Annotated in this window: 18 protein-coding genes; 10 read left to right on the forward strand and 8 right to left on the reverse strand. The window is 70.4% G+C overall.

Annotated features, from left to right (window positions below; genetic code table 11):
• Positions 1-147 precede the first annotated feature (147 nt).
• Positions 148-2,211 (forward strand): response regulator, encoded by a 2,064-nt coding sequence (locus IT355_14210; GenBank protein MCC7054418.1) that lies wholly within the window; start codon positions 148-150, stop codon positions 2,209-2,211.
• A gap of 6 nt (positions 2,212-2,217) precedes the next feature.
• On the opposite strand, the gene IT355_14215 is transcribed toward IT355_14210, so the two are convergent.
• Together IT355_14215 and IT355_14220 are read right to left on the reverse strand one after the other, a co-directional pair.
• Positions 2,218-2,673, reverse strand: coding sequence for a YaiI/YqxD family protein (locus IT355_14215; GenBank protein ID MCC7054419.1), 456 nt, complete (start codon positions 2,671-2,673; stop codon positions 2,218-2,220).
• Between the two features lie 34 nt (positions 2,674-2,707).
• Positions 2,708-4,402, reverse strand: coding sequence for a M1 family metallopeptidase (locus tag IT355_14220; GenBank protein MCC7054420.1), 1,695 nt, complete (start codon positions 4,400-4,402; stop codon positions 2,708-2,710).
• Positions 4,403-4,537: 135 nt separating this feature from the next.
• Between IT355_14220 and IT355_14225 the strand changes: the two genes are divergently transcribed.
• From IT355_14225 to IT355_14250, 6 genes are all read left to right on the forward strand, one after another.
• Positions 4,538-5,791, forward strand: coding sequence for a PPC domain-containing protein (locus IT355_14225; GenBank protein ID MCC7054421.1), 1,254 nt, complete (start codon positions 4,538-4,540; stop codon positions 5,789-5,791).
• Between the two features lie 175 nt (positions 5,792-5,966).
• On the forward strand, positions 5,967-7,658 hold the full coding sequence (locus IT355_14230; GenBank protein ID MCC7054422.1) for a GMC family oxidoreductase: 1,692 nt from the start codon (positions 5,967-5,969) through the stop codon (positions 7,656-7,658).
• Between the two features lie 15 nt (positions 7,659-7,673).
• Entirely contained in the window at positions 7,674-8,240 is a 567-nt protein-coding gene (locus IT355_14235) for a gluconate 2-dehydrogenase subunit 3 family protein (GenBank protein ID MCC7054423.1), read from the forward strand.
• 311 nt (positions 8,241-8,551) lie between these two features.
• A complete protein-coding gene (locus IT355_14240; GenBank protein ID MCC7054424.1) occupies positions 8,552-9,667 on the forward strand; it encodes a Gfo/Idh/MocA family oxidoreductase in 1,116 nt (371 codons plus the stop codon).
• Positions 9,664-10,452, forward strand: a complete 789-nt coding sequence (locus IT355_14245; protein MCC7054425.1) for a 6-phosphogluconolactonase — start codon at positions 9,664-9,666, stop codon at positions 10,450-10,452. The genes IT355_14240 and IT355_14245 overlap by 4 nt, the downstream gene beginning before the upstream one ends.
• A 4-nt stretch (positions 10,453-10,456) precedes the next feature.
• Complete coding sequence (locus IT355_14250; GenBank protein ID MCC7054426.1) at positions 10,457-11,605, forward strand: alpha/beta hydrolase; 1,149 nt, start codon at positions 10,457-10,459, stop codon at positions 11,603-11,605.
• Here IT355_14250 and IT355_14255 read toward each other — a convergent pair.
• Complete coding sequence (locus tag IT355_14255) at positions 11,602-12,729, reverse strand: hypothetical protein (protein MCC7054427.1); 1,128 nt, start codon at positions 12,727-12,729, stop codon at positions 11,602-11,604. The genes IT355_14250 and IT355_14255 overlap by 4 nt on opposite strands.
• A gap of 42 nt (positions 12,730-12,771) precedes the next feature.
• The gene (locus tag IT355_14260) at positions 12,772-14,160 is read right to left on the reverse strand and encodes a M20/M25/M40 family metallo-hydrolase (GenBank protein ID MCC7054428.1); all 1,389 of its coding nucleotides are present in this window, start codon (positions 14,158-14,160) and stop codon (positions 12,772-12,774) included.
• Positions 14,161-14,349: 189 nt separating this feature from the next.
• On the opposite strand from IT355_14260, the gene IT355_14265 reads away from it, so the two are divergent.
• Both IT355_14265 and IT355_14270 read left to right on the forward strand, forming a co-directional pair.
• Positions 14,350-14,946 (forward strand): gluconate 2-dehydrogenase subunit 3 family protein, encoded by a 597-nt coding sequence (locus IT355_14265; GenBank protein ID MCC7054429.1) that lies wholly within the window; start codon positions 14,350-14,352, stop codon positions 14,944-14,946.
• Entirely contained in the window at positions 14,947-16,644 is a 1,698-nt protein-coding gene (locus IT355_14270) for a GMC family oxidoreductase (protein MCC7054430.1), read from the forward strand.
• A 50-nt stretch (positions 16,645-16,694) separates the two neighbouring features.
• Here IT355_14270 and IT355_14275 read toward each other — a convergent pair whose 3' ends face one another.
• Positions 16,695-17,429 carry an EVE domain-containing protein gene (locus IT355_14275; GenBank protein MCC7054431.1) on the reverse strand — a complete coding sequence of 245 codons (735 nt, stop codon included), beginning with the start codon at positions 17,427-17,429 and terminating at the stop codon, positions 16,695-16,697.
• A gap of 116 nt (positions 17,430-17,545) precedes the next feature.
• On the opposite strand from IT355_14275, the gene IT355_14280 reads away from it, so the two are divergent.
• On the forward strand, positions 17,546-17,935 hold the full coding sequence (locus tag IT355_14280) for a group II truncated hemoglobin (protein MCC7054432.1): 390 nt from the start codon (positions 17,546-17,548) through the stop codon (positions 17,933-17,935).
• 22 nt (positions 17,936-17,957) lie between these two features.
• On the opposite strand, the gene IT355_14285 is transcribed toward IT355_14280, so the two are convergent.
• The 3 genes from IT355_14285 to IT355_14295 all read right to left on the reverse strand — a co-directional run bounded on the left by IT355_14285 (position 17,958) and on the right by IT355_14295 (position 22,222).
• The gene (locus IT355_14285) at positions 17,958-19,121 is read right to left on the reverse strand and encodes a hypothetical protein (GenBank protein MCC7054433.1); all 1,164 of its coding nucleotides are present in this window, start codon (positions 19,119-19,121) and stop codon (positions 17,958-17,960) included.
• Between the two features lie 161 nt (positions 19,122-19,282).
• Entirely contained in the window at positions 19,283-19,891 is a 609-nt protein-coding gene (locus tag IT355_14290) for a hypothetical protein (GenBank protein MCC7054434.1), read from the reverse strand.
• 405 nt (positions 19,892-20,296) lie between these two features.
• Positions 20,297-22,222, reverse strand: coding sequence for a propionyl-CoA synthetase (locus tag IT355_14295; GenBank protein MCC7054435.1), 1,926 nt, complete (start codon positions 22,220-22,222; stop codon positions 20,297-20,299).
• Positions 22,223-22,238 lie beyond the last annotated feature (16 nt).

The following is a 22,238-nucleotide window of genomic DNA, read 5'->3' on the forward strand; positions in this document are numbered from 1 at the left end:
CACGCCGGACAGTGAGGCGGGGGGTCGCGACGCTGCGGCCTTCCGCCGTGCTGTATCACCTGCCGGAAGCACGCACAGGCGTCGGCGACGCACGAATCGTCGCCGTGCCGATGGCGACGGAATGCGACTTTCTGCACATTGTCACGCGTGCGTGACAGACTCTCCCTCGCCGATGCGCGACGCCTCGCCCCGACCGGCTTCCGCCGGTGGGTGCTCGGCCTCACCGGCCTGACTGCCCTCAGCTACGCCCTCCTCGCGGTCGTGGATGCGCAGCAGTCCGGCGTGGCGCAGGCTGTGGTGGGACGGGATGCGATCATGACGGTCGTCGTCCTGGCGGCAATGCTGATCGCGGCACGACGGGACCCGCTGGCGGGTGCGGCGATCACGATTCTCGCCAGCTGGATCGAGATCGAGACGGCCTTCCTCACCGTCACCGAGTTTCCATCGCCCTCGGTGGTGGTGCTGCCGATCCTGACGATCGGCATCGGCCTGCTCTTCGGGCGGCGCATCGCGTTCTGGGCCACGATCGTGACGATCGCCACCACCGCCGTCACGCACTGGTTCTCGCCCCCGATGCAGGCCACCGGCGTGACGAGCAGCAGCATCTACTGGCTCGTCTTACATGCGGTCGCCATGCTGGTGGGCTGGAGCCTGCTCTCGCTCAGCGTCGCCAGCTTCATGCATGTCTTCAGCGCGATGCTCGCCAACGAGAAGGACCTGGCCGACACCATCCGCTTCGCGCCCGACGGCATCCTCGTGGTGGACCCGCAGGACCGGATCGTGCTGGCGAACCCGATGGCGGAGACGCTGTTGCGACGGGAGCGCGCGGCGCTGGTCGGTGCGCCCCTCGCCACCGTGCTGCATGGTGCCGGTCCCTCGCTCGCCCGCATCGCGTCAGGGAGCCGCGGCGACATCACGGTGCCGGTCGCGGTGCAGCTCGACGCGGCGGACGGGGCGCCAGTGCACGTCGAGGCGGCGTGGCGCACGATGGAGGGCGGCCGGCACCAGCTCCTGCTGCGCGACGTCACCGCACGGGTGCGGGCGGAGGAGCAGCGCCAGCTGATGGAGACGCAGCTCGCGCACTCGCAGCGCCTGGATGCGGTGGGACGGCTGGCGGGCGGCCTCTCGCACGACTTCAACAACATCCTCACCGCCGTCAGCGGCTCGGCCGAGATGCTGCGCTTCGAGAAGGATCCCGCGGAACGCACGGCACTGCTCGACGAGATCATCGCCGCCCGCGACCGTGGCGCGGCGCTCACCCGCCAGCTGCTGGCCTTCGCCCGTCGGGAGGTCACGCAACCGCGCATCATCGACGTCGCGACGCACGTGCGCGGCCTCGAGCGGCTGCTGGAGCGCGTGGCGGGCGATCGCCAGCGCCTGCGCCTCGAGCTGGCGCCGGACTGTCGCGTGCGCGTGGATCCGGCACAGTTCGAGCAGGTGCTGGTGAACCTGGTGTCGAATGCACGCGATGCGATGCCGGATGGCGGCACCTGCACGATCCGGGTCGCGCGGGTGCTCGACGCGCAGGCAACGTCGCAGATCCAGCTCACCGTGACGGATGACGGCGTGGGCATGTCGCCGGACGTGGCGGCGCGCGCGTTCGAGCCGTTCTTCACCACCAAGCCGCGTGGCCAGGGCACGGGCCTGGGCCTGGCCTCGGTGCACGGCATGGCCGAGCAGAGCGACGGCACCGCGCGGCTCCACTCCGCGCGCGGCGAGGGCACCTGCGTGACCATCGAGCTGCCGGCGGTGGACGACGCGGCCACGCTGGTGTCGGGGGCGGCGGAGCTCGTGCCCGCCACGGGAGGCGGCCGGTCGATCCTGGTGGTGGAGGACGACAGCGGGACGCGCCGCATCGTGGAGCGCATCCTGCGCCATGCCGGCTACCAGGTGCGCACCGCCGGCGACGGGTCCGAGGCGATCGCGATCCTCGATGCCGCCACCACGCCGTTCGATCTCGTGCTCTCGGACGTGATGATGCCCGGCTGCACGGGCCCGGAAGTGGCCGAGCGCGTGCGCGACCGGTTTCCCGGCACACCGGTGCTGCTGATGACCGGGTACGCCGAGGAGCAGCTGGGCACACTGGTGGATGGCCTCGCGGGGCGCGCCGTGATCGCGAAGCCGTTCTCGGGCAGTGCTCTCACGTCGCGGCTGGCCACCCTCCTGCGCGACAGCGCGGCCATCGACTCGGACGCGCCCAGCCTCGTCTGACGGCGGTCAGCGCCTGCGCACGCGCGTCAGGGCGCGATCGAGCGCGTTCGAGAACTGCTGCTTGTCCTTCGCGCCGTAGCTGGCGTGGCCGCCGGTCTCGACCCCGCTGCTCCGCAGCCCCTCCATGAAGTTGCGCACCGACAGGCGCTCGCCGATGGTCTCGGCCGTGTACTCCTCGCCACGCGGATCGATCACGACCACGCCCTTCGGCACCAGCAGCGCGGCCAGCGGGATGTCGGCGGTGACCGCGACGTCACCCGCGATCGCATGCTCGGCGATGTAGCGGTCGGCCACGTCGGGGCCACCCTCGACGCGCACGGCGGAGAGGTGCGCGTGGCCCACCGGCAGCTGCAGGCGCATGTTGGCCACCAGGATCGTGGGCAGCGCCAGGCGCTCGGAGGCGCGGTAGCACACCTCCTTCACGTCGCGCGGGGCGGCGTCGGCGTCGAGCCACAGGGTCATCGACGTGCCGGGTCCGCGTGTGTCATCACCGCGGTCACCGGCGACCGCGGCCGGGCGTGGCAGGCCGCGCCGGTGGCGCGCTCACGACGCCCAGGATCGACACGTCAGGATCGAACTCGACGCGCCGCGGCGGCGCGCTGAACGGGCCCGGCACGTCGAGCGTGGCAGTGGCCTGCGCCGGCACGGCCAGCCGCACGCGCCGCACCTGGCCATCCGCGTCCGTCACGTCCACCGAGAGCGAGAGCCGGTACGGCGCGAACCGCGTTCCCTGCGCGACCGTCACCACCACCGTGCGGCGCGCCGCATCCCACGACCATCCCGGTGTGACCTCCGCGAACCCGGGTCGACGCAGCCATTGCGTGAAGAACCAGTCGAGCGGGCGTCCCGCCTCTGCCTCGAACGCCGCCTGCAGCTCGGCCGTGCTGCTGTTGGCGTGCCGGTGCGCCACGTAGTGCGCACGGATGGCCCGGAAGAACGACGAGTCACCGATCTCGCGCCGCAGCATGTGCAGCACGAAGCCGGCCTTCTGGTAGACGTTCGAGTTCAGCACGTTCCGCAGGTCACTCAGTTCCTCGTTGATCACCGGCGTGCTGGCGGTGACCGGCGCCCGCAGCACCTGCTCCCGCATGCGCGCGAGCTCGGAACGGAAGTCTGCCTGCCCGTGCGCATGTTCGGTCCAGAGCGCGGCGAAGTACGTCGCGAAGCCCTCCGACAGCCAGACGTCGGGCCACTCGCGCTCCGTGACGGCATCGCCGAACCACTGGTGCGCCGTCTCGTGGGCGATGAGCGACTCACCGGGGCTTCCTGGCCGGAAGAGCGGCGAGGCATAGAAGATGGCGCCCGCGTTCTCCATGCCACCGTACCGCGTGGACGAGGACACGTGCGCGAGCTTCTCGTACGGGAACGGCCCCGCCAGCCGCGCGAACAGCGCCACGATCTCGCCGGCGCGTTCGAAGCTGCCGGGCACCGTGCTGCGCTGCGCCGGCGTGGTCCACACCGACTGGGCCACGCACCCCGGCAGCTCCGCCAGGCCGCAGGCCGTGGGGCCCAGCTCCAGCACGGCGAAGGGGGCCACGCCGATGACCATCACGGCGGTGTAGATCGGACGTTCGGTGCGCCAGCGCGTGCGTACCATGCGCACGCCACCGTCCGCCGCGGCGAGCGGTGTTTCCTCGAGCAGCGCCCCGTTGGCGATCACGCGATGCGTGGCCGGCGCGACGACGTCCCACGCCACCAGCGCCTTGTCCGAGGGGTGATCCACCACCGCCAGCCACTGGCGCGCCCGGTCCGGGAAGTTGTCGCCGAAGGCGGTCCAGCCGAGGGCGGGATCGCGACGGATGATCAGGCCGTCGGTGGGCGTGCCGCGATAGTGCACGGTCACCGAGATGGTGTCACCACCGGCGCCGGGCAGTGCCACGCGCACGCTGTCACCTGAACGGGTGAAGGGCACCCGTGCCACACCGAGGTGCACCGAATCCACCTGCATCGCGGCTGCGAGATCGAGCCAGAGTGCATCGATGCCCGGGGCACGCCGCGCGGTGGTGGCGGCACTGAAGCGCACCGTGTCGGGGAACCCCGTACGCGGGAATTCCACGCGGAATACGTATTGCATCACGTCGATCCCGCGGCGACTGGCCCCGGTGCGGCTGGCCGGAGGTTGCGCGACAGCGACGGACGACGCCAGGCAGCTGGCGGCGAGCAGGAATCGGATGACGAGGGCGGATCGCATGGCGGGAAACCTGCCTGGGAGGGACAACGGCGCAATCGGGGTGTGTCAACTCCCGGGACTGCCGCTTCTCCCGGCCGTTGTCGCCCGGCGCACGATCCGATACGATCAGACGGTCCAATCTCCCCCTACCAAGCCATGGCACATCCACAGACCCTCCGCACTCTCCTGATCGCCGGCAGCGTGGCGCTGGCCGCCGCCCCGGTCTCCGCTCAGGGCATCGACGCCCCGCCGCTCACGCTCGGGCGCACGCAGGACGGCACGCTCGCCCGCACCGACCCCACGATCAATGAGCGCGGCCGGTTCAAGGTCTTCCGCATCGACGTGAAGCCCGGCCAGCGCTACACGATCGTGATGCGCGCCGACGACTTCGACTCGTACCTCTCGGTGGCCCGGCAGGTCAACGGCCTCACCGACTACCTCGCGAGCGATGACGACGGCGCCGGCAACTCGAACGCCCGCCTGCGCTGGACCCCGAAGGATCCCGGCACCTACTACCTCGTGGCGCAGTCGCTGAAGGTCGAGGGCGTCGGCAACTTCACCGTCCGCATGGACACGCTGCCGGCCGTGATCAACACGCCGCCGCGGAACGTCGCGCTGGCCGAGACCTACCGCGGCGACCTCACCGAGACCGACCCGTCGGTGGACGACAAGGGCGCATACTTCGACCTCTACCGGATCACCGCCCGCAAGGGGCAGCGCCTCGTGATCAACATGAAGTCCACCGAGTTCGACGCCGTGGTGGGCATCGGCCAGATGCAGGGTGACTCCCTCAACATCACCGAGACCGACGATGACGGCGGCGGCGACAAGGATGCCCGCCTGCGCTACACCGTGCCCGAGGATGGCACGTACATCATCCGCGCCCAGGGGCTGGATGCCGGCGCCCTCGGTGCCTACACGCTGGTCGTGACGGAGCGCGTGGTGCGCCCCTCGACCCCGGTGGCCATCACCGCCGGTGCGCCGGTGACCGGTGAGCTCACCGAGACCGACGAGGAGGCGGACGACGGCTCGTTCTTCGACCTGTACCGCATCACGGCCCGCGCCGGCGAGACGGTCACGATCACCATGCGCTCCAGCGCCGTGGACAGCTACCTCGTGCTCGGCCAGATGACCGACGGCGAGTGGTCCGAGACGGCCCACGACGACGACGGTGCCGGTGGCAACCACTCCCGGATCCAGCACACCTTCGAGGCCGCCGGCGAGTACCTGATCCGTGCCAACACGATCGGCGCCGGCAAGACCGGCAGCTACACGATCCGCCTCGAGCGGTCGGGTGGCGCACCGGCAGCCCGCCGCCGCGGCACCTCGGGCCCGAGCGAAAGCGCCCGTTCGGACGAGCCGGAAATGACGATCGTCGCCCCGCCGGCACCGCCGCGCCGAAAGCCCTGATCGGCAGCACCGCTCCTGCGGTCTCCACCGCCAACCGGACCTCGAGGTCCGGTTGGCGGTCTGCGTTTCGGCCAACTGCCTCGACCATATGCCGCGGGTGCTGTGCTTCGTCGCGACTCCGTGACAAGTTCCCGTCACGCCGCACACCCTCCCCCGCGCTCCCGTGCCCGCCACCATGTCCCAGGGTTCCCCGACATACGATGCCATCGTCATCGGTTCCGGCATCTCGGGCGGCTGGGCCGCGAAGGAACTCTGCGAGAGGGGACTCAAGACGCTGGTGCTCGAACGCGGCCGCCACGTGGAGCACGTCAAGGACTACACCACCGCGCACCTCAAGCCGTGGGAGCTCCCGCACAAGGGCGCCACACCGCGCTCGCTGCTCGACCCCAACCCACTGATCTCGAAGGCCGCCGGCTACGGCGAGGACACGGCGCACTTCTTCGTGAAGGACGCCGATCACCCGTACGAGCAGGAGAAGCCCTTCGACTGGATCCGCGGCTACCAGGTCGGCGGCAAGTCGATCCTCTGGGGGCGTGCGTGTCAGCGCTGGAGCCAGCACGAGTTCGTATCGCCGGAAAAGCTGGGCTACGGCATGAACTGGCCCATCGGCTATGACGACGTCGCCCCCTGGTACAGCCACGTCGAGCGGTTCATCGGCGTCTGCGGCACGCGCGACGGCCTCGAGGCGATGCCCGATGGCGAGTACCTGCCGCCGTTCGACTTCAACTGTGCCGAGCAGCACCTCAAGGATGCGCTGCTGAAGCACTACGGCAACCGTCACGTGGTGCAGGGGCGCTGGGCCCACCTCTCGAAGCCCACCGCGCTGCACCTGAAGCAGGGGCGCGGCACCTGCCAGGCCCGCAACCTCTGCATGCGGGGCTGCCCCTACGGCGCGTACTTCAGCAGCAACGCCAGCACGCTGCCCTGGGCGAAGAACACCGGCAACCTCACGCTGCGCCCCGACTCGGTGGTCGAGTCCATCATCCACGACGATGCGAAGGGCAAGGTCACCGGCGTGCGGGTGATCGACGCGAACACACACGCCGTCACCGAGTACTTCGCGCGGATCATCTTCGTCAACGCCTCGGCGCTGAACTCGAACCTGATCCTGCTGAACTCCACGTCGAAGCGCTTCCCGAATGGCCTGGGCAACGACCACGGCATCCTTGGCCACTACGTCGCGCACCACAACTACCGCGCATCGGCCAACGGCGAGCTGCCGGGATACGAGGACCAGTACGTCACCGGTCGCAACCCGACCGAGTGCATCCTGGTGAACTTCCGCAACCTGGGGAAGCAGGACACCGACTTCGTTGGCGGCTACACGACATTCACCGGCGGCTATCGCACCCGCGGCCAGTGGACCGGCGCCGCGGCGGGCGGCGAATACAAGGATGCGCAGGCGCGCCCGGGACCGTGGGGCCTCTACATGTACATGCAGGGCGAGACCATCCCCAAGCACGCCAACCATGTGCGCCTGCACCCCACGCTCAGGGACCAGTGGGGCATCCCGCGCCTGGTGACGTCGGTGGGCTATGACGACAACGACGAGAAGATGATCCGCGACTGGCGGACGCAGGCCGAGGAGATGCTGAAGGTGGCCGGCTGCGTGAAGGTCGAGACGCGGGACAACCACCAGGCGCCGGGCCTCGACATTCATGAAATGGGGGGCTGCCGCATGGGCCGCGACCCGAAGACGTCGATGCTCAACGGCTTCAACCAGCTGCACGCCGCACCGAACGTGTTCGTGACCGATGGAGCGTGCATGACCAGCACCGGCAACCAGAGTCCGTCGATCCTCTACATGGCGCTCACCGCCCGCGCGGTGAACCATGCCGTGGACGAGCTGGCGAAACAGGCACTCTGAGGTGAGGTCACGCGCATGGCTGCCATGAACCGACGGGAGGCCGTGAAGGCCGCCGGCACCCTGCTCGGCGGTGTGGTGGTGCTCGGCGCGCTCCCCGGCTGCGGCCCGCGCCAGCCCGCCGCGACGCCGGACAGCAGCAAGGTGGTCATCAGCGGCTGCTGCTCGCTGGCGGGCGCCGACGAGGACCTGCTGGTCGCCTTTGCCGACACGCTCCTCCCCGACACGCCCGCCTCGCCCGGCGCCCGCACGGCGGGCTGCGGCCCGATCATGAACATGCTGCTGAGCGAGTGCTACGACGCCGCGTCGCACAAGGCGGTCATGGAGGGCATCGTCGCCCTGCGCACCCGCGCGTACACCTTCGAGACGATGGCGCGGCCCGACCGCGAACGACTGCTGACGGAGGTCCACGGCGAGGCGGAGCGCGCAGGCAAGACGCACTGGTTCCATGCCCTGCGAGACCTGGCGCAACGCGCCTACTTCGCGAGCGAGACCGGCACCACCAAGGCCCTCCGCTACGTCATGGAGCCCGGTGGCTTCAAGGGCTGTGTCACGCTCGCTCCCGGACAGCCGGCGTGGGCCTGAGCATCTCTGCAATGCTGGCATCGCTGAACAGCTTTGACGCAAAGGCGCAAAGGACGCAAAGGACGCAAGGAGCTCTGCGCCTGCTGCTACACCCTGCGCCGGACGACCATCGATTTCCTTGGGAACTGCGCGCGCGGCACCGCTGTCGTTGTTCCCTTCAATATCTTTGCTGCGCACGACCACGGACGCAGCCTCGCGCTTCGAACCCTTTGCGTCCTTCGCGTTCCTTTGCGCCTTTGCGTCAAAGCAGTTGAAAAGCTTCCACGGAAACGACGGCACGAACGACTACACGGTAGAATGGAGATGAGCACGTGTCCAAGGTGAAGATCGGCATCATCGGCTCTCGCTTCCAGGCCGATTGCATCGCCCACTCGGTGAAGATGATGCCCGAGGAGGCCGAGGTCGTGGCGGTGGCGTCGCCGACGCCGGGGAATGCGAAGGCGTTCGCCGAGCGGCACGGCATCGCGGGGCACTACACCGACTACCGCGAGATGCTGCGCGACCCGGCCATCGAGATGGTGTCGATCACCGCGCCCAACCGCCTCCATGCCGGGATGACCATTGCCGCGGCGGCCGCCGGCAAGCATGTCGTCTGCGAGAAGCCGCTCTGCGTCACGCTCGAGGAGGCCGACGCCATGCTCGCCGCCTGCCAGCAGGCCGGCGTGCTGCTGATGTACGCCGAGGAGCTGTTCTTCACGCCGAAGTACGTGAAGGCGAAGCAGATGGCCGACGAGGGGGCGTTCGGACGCGTGCACCTCGTGAAGCAGGGCGAGAAGCACAACGGCCCGCACAGCGACTGGTTCTGGGACGTGAACCAGTCCGGCGGCGGCGCGCTGATGGACCTGGGCTGCCACGGCATCGCCTTCTGCTGGTGGTTCCTCGGCAAGCCGAAGGTGAAGAGCGTCTACGCGCACCTCAGCACGCAGGTGAACGGCCACCGCACGCAGGGCGAGGACGAGGCGCTCTGCATCATCGAGTTCGAGGGCGGCGCCACCGGGGTGGTCGAGAACTCGTGGAGCAAGCCCGGTGGCATGGACGACACCATCGAGATCTACGGCGAGAAGGGCCAGTGCTACGCCGACCTGCTGATGGGCAATGCGATGCCGACGTACTCCGAGACCGGCTTCGGCTACTCCGTGGAGAAGGCCGGTGCCACCACCGGCTGGACCTGGCCGGTGTTCGAGGAGCACTGGAACTACGGCTTCCCGCAGGAGATGCGGCACTTCGCGCGCTGCGTGCGCGGCACGGAGACGCCCATCGCTGACGGCGAGACGGGCCGCGTGGTGCAGGAGGTGCTCTACGCCGCCTATGCCTCGGCCGGGCTCGGCCGGAAGGTCGAGCTGCCGTTCCGGCCCATGGGCATCACCAAGCCGATCGACCTCTGGAAGAACCCGCAGCTCGCGCAGGCCGCGCTCACGCGCGGGTGAGCGAGACCCCGTTTCGCGTCCTCGACACGCCACAGCAGATCGGCACGCTGGTGGCGGGGCGCATCCTGGCCGGCATCGCCGAGGCGGCCCGCGAGGGACGCCGCTACCTCCTCGGCCTGCCCACCGGGCGCACACCGCGGCCCGTGTACGCGGCCATGGCGGCACAGCTCGCGCGCACGCCGCAGTCGCTCGCACACGTCACCCTCGTCATGATGGACGAGTACCTGGTGGAGGAGGACGGTGGCTACGCCTACGCCCTCGAGCCGGGTGCGCCATCCTGCCACGAGTTCACCCGCACCGAGATCGTGGACCAGCTCAACGCCGCGCTGCCGGGCGCCGGCGCGCACCTGCGCGAGGCCTCGGTGTGGTACCCCGATCCGCGCGACCCCGCCGACTACGACGCGCAGATCGAGGCAGCCGGCGGCATCGACTTCTTCCTCCTCGCGTCGGGGGCGAGCGACGGCCATGTCGCCTTCAATCCGCCCGGCAGCGCGCGCGACAGCCGCTCCCGCGTGGTCGAACTCTCGGAGGAGACCCGCCGCGACAACCTGCTGACCTTCCCCGCGCTCGGCACGCTCGCAGACGTGCCGCGATATGGCGTCACGGTCGGCATCGCCACCATCGCCGACGCACGGGAGGCGGTGATGGTGGCATGGGGCAAGGGGAAGCAGGAGACCGTGCAGTGGATGCGCGCCACCTCCACGTACGAGCCCGGCTGGCCGGCCACCGTGATCCACGAGTGCCGACGCGCCGGGCTGCTCGTGGACCGCGCCGCGGCGTCGTGATGCCATGACCGGTGAGGTGCTCTGGCCGGAGTCGCTGACCACCCGCGAACGCGTGGAGGGCCGCCTCGCGCGCCTGCTCGCCGGCTTGCCCGGGAGCTGGCTGTTGCGCCTGATCGGTGAGGCGCCGGCGGTGGTGGAGGGATCCACGCTCGACCCGCACGTGCAGTTCCTGCTCGCCGCGCGCCGCCGGCGCCCGCCACAACTGCTGGTGGAACCGACGCCGGAGGCGGCACGCCGCCGCTATCGCCGCGAGATCCAGGCGATTGCCGAGAGTTCCGGCGCGCGCCCCACCCGCGTGCGCTCCGTGCGGAACCTCCAGGTGCCCGGCGGCGACGGGATGCTCGACGCACGGCTGTACCTGCCGCCGCTGGTCGACACCGACACACCCGTGCCGTTGCTGCTCTTCCTGCACGGCGGCGGTTTCGTGCTGGGCGACCTCGACACGCACGACGAACCGTGCCGCATCCTCTGCACTGAAGCCGGCATCCAGGTGCTCAACATCGCGTTCCGCCTCGCGCCCGAGCACCCCTTCCCGGCGCCGCTCGCCGACGCCTGCGCCGCGATGCGCTGGGCGCAGGACCACGCGGCGAGCCTCGGCGCCGACCCGGGGAGCGTGTGCATCGGCGGTGACAGCGGTGGCGGCAACCTCGCCATCGGAGCCTCGCTCGCGCTCGCACGCGAACAGCGCACGCCGGCGGCGATGTTGCTGGTCTATCCGGCCACCGACTTCACGGCAGACCTCCCGTCGCGACACACCTTCGGCGAGGGGTTCCTCCTCACGGCGGCCGACATGGATGCGTTCGCGACCATCTATGTCGCGGGCGACACCACACGCTGGCTCGACCCGCGTGCCAGTCCGGTCCGGGATCCCGACCTCCACCTGCTCCCCCCCACGCTCGTCGCCACGGCGGAGTTCGATCCGCTGCGTGACGAGGCGGTGGCGTTCACCGAGCGGCTCTGCGCCGCAGGCGTGGACGTTCGCACGCGACGCGCGCGCGGGCTCCCGCATGCCTTCATGCACCTGACCACGATCGCGCCTGCCGCGCGTGTGGCGGCGGTGGAGACGGCTCACGCCTTCCGGGCCATGCTGCGCGAGACTGCGGTGCGACGCCACCGGAACGTGGCGACGACGGAGGCACGCGGCCGGACCTAGCGCGACGGATCGCCGGTGCGCCGTCGCTGCAACCGCTCGAGCGAAGCCGCCACTGCCGGCGGCACGAGCAGCGTGTCCGCGATCCCCGCGATCTCCTCCGCCTCGCGCCACGCCGTCAGCAACGGTGCCAGCTCGCCGGACAGCGCCACCCGTTCGCTCGCGTCGTGCAACGCCATCTCCAGCGCCAGCCGCAGCGGGGGCGCCAGGCGCGAGAGGCCCGCCGGGTTCGCGGTCTCGTCGAACTTCCCGGCCGTGAACGCGTTGCGATCCATCGCACGGTTCCACTCGCGCTTCCGCTCGGCGAAGTCGGCGGCGAGCGTGGTGGAGTACGCGGCGTGTTCCGCGAGGAACGCTGCCAGCGACGGCGACTCCACGAGGCGGCGCACGGCACTGGACACCATGTGACCAGCTGCACCGGCACCGTTCGCGCGCGCCAGCAGCCGCGCCGTCATGCGCGCGGCGTCGTCGCCCGACAGCTCGAGGTGACCGTACGAGTGCCTGAGGTACAGGCCCCAGCCGGCACCATCCGTACCCGCAACCAGGTGCGTCTGTCGGAGGTCGGCCGCGTAGACCACCAGCCTCTTGCCCCGATGCGTGAGTTCCACTGCCCGCGCGCTGTCGATCGCGGAGTACAGCGCGAATCCCCCCAGGGCGGTGACATGGATCACCGGCGTCACGCCCATCGCGAGCAGCCCGAACCACGCCCCGGCCACACCGGTGCCGACGGCCAGCGCCCCACCCGCCGCCGCGACGCCCGCCGCCGTGAGCCCCACCGCGATCGCCTTCCTTCGTCGCGCGGAGTACTCGCGACCGTAGCGCCACGCCGACAGCTCCGGCAGCAGCGGCGCGCCGATTCGCACCAGCTCCAGGCCCTCCCGCACTCGCACCAGCCCGATCTCATCGGTCGAGGCGCGCAGGCGTGCATCACGAAAGGTGCGTTCGCACCGCTCGATCGCCTCCCATCGCTCCTCGATCGGCACCAGGCACCAGCGCTGGCACGACGGACACACCACCCACAGGCGCCCCTTCGCCCCGTCGAACGCCAGCCGGCGCCCGATCGGGAACTCCTCGATCACGGCGTTCGTGCCGAGGGCGTGCGAGCAATAGAGACAGGCCGTGTACATAGGCGGTCGGACGCTCCCTGGTTCCGCGGGGAAGACCCGTCGCTACCGCAGTGTCCCCGGCATCTCGCCCAGCGCATAGGCCAGCACCGCCATCGCCGCGATGCTGCGACGGAGGTCGGCCTCGTTCACCGCCGCGAGCATGTCGGCGGCGGTGTGGTGGTACCAGAAGTACCGCGAGGCATCGACGTCGAGCGCGAAGCCGGGCACGCCGAGTTCGAGGATCGGCCCCACGTCGGCCTCACCCTCGCCCGGCGCCACCGTCGGGGCACCCGCGATCCGCGTCAGCGGCGCGAGCAGCGCGGCACGTCGCGCCGCAGCCGCCGTGCCCTGGAAGCGGAATCCCTTCGGCGCGAAGATGCCGTTGTCGGTCTCGATGGCAGCGAAGTGCTGCGCCAGCTCGCTCCGATGGGCGTCGCGGTAGCCGGCACCACCGCGCCCGCCGTTCTCCTCGTTCGTCCAGAGCACCACGCGGATCGTGCGGCGCGGCTGCAGGCCGAGCCGCTTCAGCAGCTTCACCGCCTCCCAGGCCGCCACGCACCCGGCGCCATCGTCCATCGCCCCCTGCCCCACGTCCCACGAATCGATGTGGCCGCCGATCACCACCACCTCCTCGGGACGCTCCCGCCCACGCAGCTCCGCTACCACGTTGCGAGACGGCGCATCCGGCAGCATCTCGGCCTGCATCACCAGCTTCACCGTCACCGTCTCCCCGCGCGCCTGCATGCGGTCCAACATCTCGGCATCCTCCACGCTGAGCGCTGCCGCCGGGATGCGCTTCGTGGTGGCGTCATAGCGCATGCCGCCGGTGTGCGGTGTCTGCATCGAGAAGGTCGCCACCGAACGGATCAGCGACGCGACCGCGCCGGCCTTCGCTGCCGCCGTTGCCCCGGACCCGCGATACTGCACCGCCACGCCGTAGCCTGCGAACGGCGCCGAGTCGGCCGGGAACGGCACGTTGAACAGCACGATCTTCCCGGCCGCCTCCGCCTTGCGGCGTTCGAGCTCGTCGAACGAGTGCACCACCAGCACCTGGGCGGTCACGCCGTCCGGCCCGGTGCCCACACTGCCGCCGAGTCCCAGCATGTGCAGCGGCACCTCGCGTGGCGTCACCAACGACGCGGACTCGTTGCCACGCACCCAGTGCGGCACCATCACCGGCTCGCCCCGCACGTTTTCCAGGCCATCGCGCTGCATCTCGGCCAGGATCCAGTCGATCGCGCGCTCGAGTGCGGCGGAGCCGCTGAGCCGGTGCCCGAATCCATCCACCAGCGCACCCAGCCGCTTGTACGGCACCGAATCCGCGAGGGCCGCCGCGGTGATGCGTCGCGCCGCCGGCGCGAGTCGCATCATGTCGGCACGGGTCTGCGCGTGCGCTGCGGTGGCAGTGACGAGGGCGAGCAATGCGGCGGCGCAGCGGATTCTGACGCGCATGAAGGGCACCGGGTGGCAAGGTGATGTGCGGACGGCGGAGCAGGCACCTGAGCGGGCCCGACAGCGGATCGTGATGCCAAGAAAGCTGCCATGACAATCCGCAGTGCGCCTCCCGTCGCCTGCACTTGCGGAGATGGCTACGTTGAAAAAGTAGCCTATCGCGAGTGGCGTGCTCCCTTCACCGCGGGGATGGACATGAACGACTGGGAGCAGGCTCCGCCGCCGGTCTCGCGGCGCGAGTTCGTTGGACTCGCGGCACTCGGCGCCGCCTGGCTGGCCGCCGGAACCGCCTGCGCGCGCAGCGACGGAACGCCGGCTTCCGCCCCGCTGGTGCATCTCACCGCCGCGCAAGCCGCGCAGGTCGATGCCATCACCGCGCGCATCCTGCCCACCGACGACACGCCTGGCGCACGCGAGGCCGGCGTGGTGAGCTTCATCGACCAGTCACTGAAGGGCTTCGCGAAGCAGCAGGCGCCGCTCTTTGCCGAGGGGCTCGCGGCGCTGGGTGAGGCTGTCGCCAGGCAGCACGGCAGCACCGCAACCTTCGCGTCGCTCACCGCCGCGCAGCAGGATGCCATGCTCCGCGGCATCGAGAAGACACCGTTCTTCCAGGCGATCCGCTTCGCGACACTCGCAGGCTTCCTCTCGCTGCCGAAGTACGGTGGGAACCGTGACTACGTCGGGTGGGACTTCATCGGGCAGGAACGTGCCATGCAGCACAGCGCACCGTTCGGCTGGTATGACCGCCCCGAAAACCAGCAGGCACTGCTCGGCCGGGTGCTCTGAATGCAGGCGCCGATGTCGATGCCAGGCGCCGCCGCGGCGCCACAGGTGCGGCAGCCGTCCTACCCGACCACCGACGCGGTGGACTTCGTCGTCATCGGCTCCGGCATCGCCGGTGGGTCGGTGGCCCGCGAGCTCACGCGCAGCGGGTATGCCGTCGTGCTGCTCGAGCAGGGACGCTCGGTGGGTGTGGAGGACATGGAGCACGACGAACTCGGGGCGTTCGCGTGGCCGCGCTGGACGAACGATCCCGCCGTCTCGCCGCAGACGTATCGCAAGTCGGCCGCCGACACGGCGAAGCTCCACAACTTCGCGGCCTACGCGCGCGCCGTGGGCGGCACCACGCTGCACTTCACGGGCAACTTCTGGCGCTTCCGCCCCATCGACTTCCGCGAGCGGTCGGCGCGCGGCGGGGTGCCCGGCGCCGCGCTGGATGACTGGCCGATCACGTACGAGGAACTCGAGCCGTACTACACGGCGGTGGAATATGCCGTCGGCGTGTCGGGTGAGGTCGGCGACGACCCGCGCGAGCCGATGCGCTCGAAGCCGTTCCCGTTGCCGCCGCTGAACGCCACCGGCCCCGGCGTGCTGCTGGAGGTCGGCGCGAAGAAGCTCGGCTGGGCGTCGAAGGCCGCACCGATGGCCATCCTCTCGCGCGAGTACAAGGGTCGCCAGCCCTGTCACAACTGCGGCTTCTGCCTGGGCTTTCCCTGCGAGTGGGGCGCCAAGTCGGGAGCCAACTGGACCATGGTGCCGGAGGCGCTGGCCACCGGCCGGTGTGAACTGCGACCGCACAGCTACGTGCGGAAGATCGACACCGACGACGCCGGACGCGTCACCGGTGTCGTCTACTTCGACAAGGACCGGCGCGAGATCGTCCAGCAGGCGAAGGCCGTGGTGCTCTGTGCGAACGGCGCCGAGACACCGCGCCTGCTGCTCAACTCCATCTCGAACCGCTTCCCGGACGGGCTGGCCAACGGCAGCGGCATGGTCGGCCGGCACCTGATGACGAACGGGAATGTCTCGTCCACCGCCGAGTTCGAGCACGAGGTGTCCGCGCACAAGGGTCCGGTCGTGACGCGGATCACGCAGGAGCCGTATGAGCTGGACGAGACGCTCGGCCTGATCGGCGGCGGCGGCTACGACTTCCGCATGTCGGTGCCGGCGCTGATGTGGACGCTCGGCATGCCGGAGGACACCGGCCCGATGTGGGGCAGCGCCTTCAAGCAGCGGATGCGTCCCTGGTTCCGCAACTCGATCGAGTGCCTTGGCCACACCACCCAGCTCCCGCAGGCGACCAACAGGGTGGAACTCGATCCCGACCTGAAGGATGCGTGGGGCGTGCCGGCGATGCGGATCACCTTCCGCGAGCACGAGCATGACATGCGGCTCTTCGCGCACTTCCGGACGCTGGGGCGTGACCTGCTCACGGCCGCCGGCGCGAAGGCGGTGCACTCGGGGCCCATCCCCGATTCGCCGGGCAACGCGGTGCACCTGCTCGGCACCGCGCGCATGGGCAACGATCCCGCGACCTCGGTGGTGGACCGGTACCATCGCGCCCACGAGGTGCGGAACCTGTTCATCGTGGACGGCAGCAGCTTCGTCACCAGCGGCCGTGGCCAGCCGACGATGACCATCCAGGCACTGGCGTTCCGCGCGGCGGACCACATCGCGGACTTCGCCCGCAAGGGCGAGATCTGAGACGTCGGCGTGCGTGTGCCGGCGTCGCGCCGCGCACGCACGCGTGCCGCTCAGGCGCCGCGGCTCATCTCCAGCACGATCGCCCACTCGTCCGCCGTCACCGGCACGACCGACAGGCGACCCACCTTGATCAGCGCCATCTCCTTCAGCCGTTCACTGGCCTTGATCTCCGGCAGCGTGACCGGGCGTGGCAGCGCCTCCACCGCACGCACGTCCACCATGAACCAGGTCGGCGTCTCCGCCACCGACTCGGCATCGTGGTAGGGGTGCGTGGGATCCAGCGCCGTGTGGTCGGGATACCCCTCGCGCACCACCTCGCAGATGCCGACGATCGCCGACGGCTCGGCGTTGGAGTGGTAGTAGAAGGCCAGGTCACCGCACTTCATGCCGTCGCGGAGGAAGTTGCGCGCCCCCGTGTTCCGCACGCTGTCCCAGCAGGTCGTCTGCTTCGGTGCCGCCTGCAGGTCGCTGAACGAGAAGACGTCCGGCTCCGACTTGAGCAGCCAGTACCGCGTCTCGCCGGGCGCACGCGGGGCGAAGACGTGCGCCCACTTCCCCTGCTCGTACGGTGCCGATTGTGGTGCCTTCTTCGCGACGGAGGCGGCCGCGGGGCGCGACGCCGCGCCGGCCCTCGGGCGGGCGGCAGCGCCGCTCGCCGGAGCGACCTTCCCTCCCGCGCGCGGCTTCGCCGAGCCCTTCGTCGCCTGGCCCGTGCCGGCGGCGCCCTTGCGCGCCGGTGCCGTCGCCGCCGTCCGCCGTGTCACCGCTGCCTTCTTCACCGCCATCGTCCGCTGCTCTCCGCAGAAGTCCGCCTGCGCCGCCGCTCCCGGCTACAGAATAGCTGTCGCGGCTGGCGCCCGCAGCATGCCGCCGGGCACACCTCACCGCGTATCATTCCGGAATGGACACTGCACCAACGCACTACGAGGACCTGGGCGGAGAAGCCGGCATCCGTGCGCTGGTGGACCGGTTCTACGACCTGATGGACAGCGCGCCGGAGGCCGTGCACGTCCGCGCGCTCCACGCGACGAGCCTCAAGGCCTCGCGAGAGAAGCTGCGCCTCTTCCTCACCGGCTGGACCGGCGGGCCGCAGCTCTACGTCGAGCAGTACGGCCACCCCATGCTTCGCCGCCGCCACTTTCCGTTCGCCATCGGCACGGTCGAGCGCGACGAGTGGCTCTGGTGCATGAATCGCGCGCTGGACGATCATGAGATGGACCCTGCGCTCCGCGCCTTCCTGCAGCAGCGGATGCAGGCGCTCGCCGACCAAATGCGGAACACCGACGGCTGAGCCGCACCGTCGTGCACCACGGTCAGCGACGCACGTAGCTGTCCCCGTCCAGCCAGATCACGCTCTTCGGGTCGGTGGGATCGGTGACCAGGATCCGGCGTTCCTCGCTGCCGTCGTCGTAGCGGATGTTCAGCGTGATCCCATCGATCGTGTAGCGCCCCCGCTGCGCCGGCGATGCGCCGCTGGTCGCGACGCTGATGTCACCGGCGCTGGCGGTGGACCCGGTGCTGCCGTCCCGCACCACGCGCCCGTCGGGGGCGAACAGGTATTGCGACACCACCGTCACCGATGCCGTGCCGCCGATGGCGATGTTGCCGGTCCCGGCCGACCGCCGGAAGCGACCGTTCAGCCGGAAGTCACGCGGCAGGGTGCCGTACGTGCGCTGGAACTCGAGCTTGTCCCACTTGCCGTCCTTCAGCAACTGCACCTCGCCGCCTGCTCGGCGCCAGCGCGTCCAGTCACCGGCATCGGCGCGGCGGTGCGCGTCGATCCCGCCGGGAAAGCCAAGCCCTGCCACATCGGTCAGCGCGGTGCCGTCGCGGAACAGCACCACGGGATAGACCTTGATCCCGATCCAGCCGCCCATGCCCATCTCGGGGCGGGTGTCGAAGCCGAAGGACTCGATGCGCTGGACGAGCGCCGACGTCGCGGCGCGCGCGGCGGGGTCGGCGGGCCGCGGCGGGGCGGCGGGGGGCGACGACGACGGGGTGCTGCGGGGAGATTCCGTCCCGGCGCCCGCGTTCCGGCCCCCTGCTGCCACAGTGGCTCCGCTGCGAGCCCGCAGCGCGCGCAGCATCTCCGGTGAGTTCGCCGCGAACTGGGCCTGCCGCTCCCCAACCAGCGAGACCGCGGCGGCGCAGGCTGCGCGATCCTCGTAGCTCGCGAACTGCTTCTCGAACCCGGCGCGCAACTGCTCGAACCGGGCATGCAGCGCCTCGTCACGCTCGAGCTCGGCCACCCGCGCCCGGACCAGCGCCACCTCGTTCACGCGTTGCCACGTGCTCACCTTCTCCTGCTCGGCCGGCGTGAAGGCGTTTTGCGCCGTGCACCGGGCCGCGAACATGTCGTAGCCCATGACCGCCACGGCCGACACGAGGAAGGTCCGGTCATTCACGTCGAGTGTCTGCGCCGGTGCAGCCGTCGCCAGCACGGCGCCGAGCATCAGGCCAAGCCATCCCTGCCGCATCCCACCTCCGCGTGACCGCCGTCATGCCGCACCCGTTCCGCGCGACGCCCGGCGCGCAGCGTTGCAAGTTGCATGCGGATGTGCCGGCCCGTGCGTGGCGAGACGTCAGCGGGGCGTACGGCCGAAGCCGCACGCCCCGCAGGTGTCCCGCGTCGCCTGGTTCAGCGCGCGGTGGTCGTCAGCGTCGCGGTGCAGGTCTCGTGCGGCGGCAGCGTCTGCAGGTAGATGTAGTCGATCACGCCGTTCTGCTGGTAGTTCGTCGCCGTGAAGGTGAAGGTGTACGTGCCCGGCTGCACGCCGCGGCCCAGGTTCGTGATCGTGTAGCCGACCGTGCTCAGGCCCTGCGTCCCGCCGAAGCTCATCGCCGTCACGCCCTGCGCATCGTCGGCGATGCGGAAGGTCTCGTAGCCGCCCAGCGAGGTCTGCGGGAAGAGGCTGGGGAACACCGCCGGCCCGGTCGGCGCCGCGGCTGCCGTGCCCACGATGACGGCCTCGATCCGGTTGTCGCGGCCACTGCGGAGTGACACCGTCATGCTGGAGCCGGCCGTGCAGGTGGCTGCGGCCGAGACACGGTCGATCACCGCATAGACCGGCACGACCGGCGCCGGCGTGCCGCCGCCCTTCCCGCCACCGCCACCACCACCACCACCGCCACCCGATCCGCCCTTCAGCGAGACCGGCTCGAGCGGCGATGACGAGGAGTCGGTGCAGGCGGTGGCGGTGCTCGCGAGGACGAGGAGGGCGAGGGCGGCGCGGACGGAGAGCTTCATGGTGACTCCAGAGTGGGATCGGTTCGGCGCACCGGTCGGCACGCCACGCCCCCCACCTGAGCACGAACGGTTCCCACCGGCACGGATCACACAAGTGCTTGCCGGACAATGACTTGGACAACTCCGTTCACCACCGGAGCCGGGCCGGGCTGTAACGTGCCGATACAGCGCGTATCGCGGCGGTATGCGGTGGCGATCGTGGAGCGAGGGGCTGCACGGCGTTCAAGATCCCCGTCCCCTCGAACTCGAGATCCCCGTCCCCTTGAACGCGAGATCCCCGGCCCGTTGAACTCAAGATCCCCGTCCCCTTGAACTCGAGATCCCCGTCCCCTTGAACTCAAGATCCCCGTCCCCTTGAACCGCTTTCCGTTCAAGATCCCCGTCCCCTTGAACGGCCGGTGCGACTCAGCCGCCGCTCGGTGAGATCGGGCCGGCCGCCCGCGCCCGGGTCGCCACCGCAGCGGCGATCTCGTCCAGCGCCGCGGGGTCGTCGATCGTCGGCGGCATCGTCCACGCCTCGCCATCCGCGATGGCCCGCATCGTCTTGCGCAGCACCTTCCCCGACCGGGTCTTCGGCAGCCGCGACACCACCAGCGCCTGCCGGAAGTTCGCCACCGGCCCCACCTGCGAGCGCACCAGCTGCACCAGCTCGTCCACGATCGCGGCATGCGGGCGGCTCACCCCCGACTTCAACACCACGAAGCCCAGCGGCAGTTGCGTCTTGAGCGGGTCCTTCACCCCCACCACCGCACATTCGGCCACGTCGGGGTGGCTGGCCAGCGCCTGCTCCATCGACCCCGTGGAGAGGTTGTGCCCCGCCACGATGATGATGTCGTCCACCCGCCCCATGATGAACAGGTAGCCGTCCTCGTCGGTGTAGCCGCCGTCACCGGTGAGGTAGTAGCCGGGATACTTCGCCAGGTACGTCTCGATGTAGCGCGCATCGTTGCGCCACAGCGTCGGCAGCGTGCCGGGGGGCAGCGGCAGGCGGATCGCGACCGCGCCCTCCTTGTTGGCGGGGAGCTGCGCGCCGTCCTCGTCGAGGATCTCCACCACGTACCCCGGCACCGGCATGGTCGGCGAGCCGGGCTTCACCGGGAACATGCCGAGCCCGATGCAGTTGGCGGCTACCGCCCAGCCGGTCTCCGTCTGCCACCAGTGATCGATCACCGGGCGCTGGAGCAGGGCCCGGGCCCAGTGGTACGTGTCGGGATCGAGGCGTTCGCCAGCGAGGAACAAGGCGCGGAAGCGCGAGAGATCGTACTTCCCGTGCAGCGCCCCGGTCGGATCCTCGCGTTTGATCGCGCGGAACGCCGTCGGGGCCGTGAACAGCACCCGCACGTCGTGCTCCTCGATCACACGCCAGAACTCGCCGGCATCCGGCGTGCCGACCGGCTTGCCCTCGTGCACCACCGTGGTGCAGCCGGCCAGCAGCGGCGCGTACACGATGTACGAGTGGCCCACCGCCCAGCCGAAGTCACTGGCCGACCAGAACACCTCGCCCGGTTCCACGCCATACACGTGCTTCATGGACCAGAGCAGCGCGACGGCGTGACCGCCGTTGTCGCGGACCACGCCCTTGGGACTGCCGGTCGTCCCCGAGGTGTACAGGATGTAGAGCGGATCGGTGGCCTGCACCGGCACGCAGGGCACCGGTGCTGCGGCGGCCTCCGCCTCGCGCCAGTCCAGGTCACGCCCAGGCGTCAGCGTGCACGGGTGCACCGAGCGCTGCAGCACCACGCAGGCGGCCGGGACATGGGTGGCGAGGGTGAGCGCCTCGTCCAGCAGCGGCTTGTACGGCACGACGCGCTGCACCTCGATGCCGCAGCTGGCGGTGAGCACCACCTTCGGCTGCGCGTCATCGATGCGCACCGCCAGCTCCTGCGGCGCGAAGCCGCCGAACACCACGGAGTGCACCGCCCCGATGCGCGCGCAGGCGTACATGCCGATCAGCGTCTCCGGCACCATCGGCATGTAGATCACCACCCGGTCGCCCCGGGCCACGCCCAGCGACTGCAGCACGCCGGCGAACCGCGCCACCTCGTCGCGCAGCTCGCGATAGCTGATCGTGCGCTGCTGCTGCGTGACGGGGCTGTCCCAGATCACGGCCGCCTGCGCGCCGCGACCGTCGTTCACGTGCCGGTCGATGGCGTTGAAGCAGGTGTTCAGTTCCCCGCCGCGGAACCAGCGGTACAGCGGGGCGGCGCTGTCGTCCAGCACGCGATCCCAGGGGCGGTCCCAGTGCAGCGCAGATGCGGCCTCGGCCCAGAATCCCTCGGGATCGCTGATGGACCTGGCATAGGCGCTGACGTACGGAGTGGTCACGGGCAGCGGGCGAGATGTGGAC

This window comes from Gemmatimonadaceae bacterium, assembly GCA_020851035.1.
In the GTDB taxonomy this organism is placed as follows: Bacteria; Gemmatimonadota; Gemmatimonadetes; order Gemmatimonadales; family Gemmatimonadaceae; genus JACMLX01.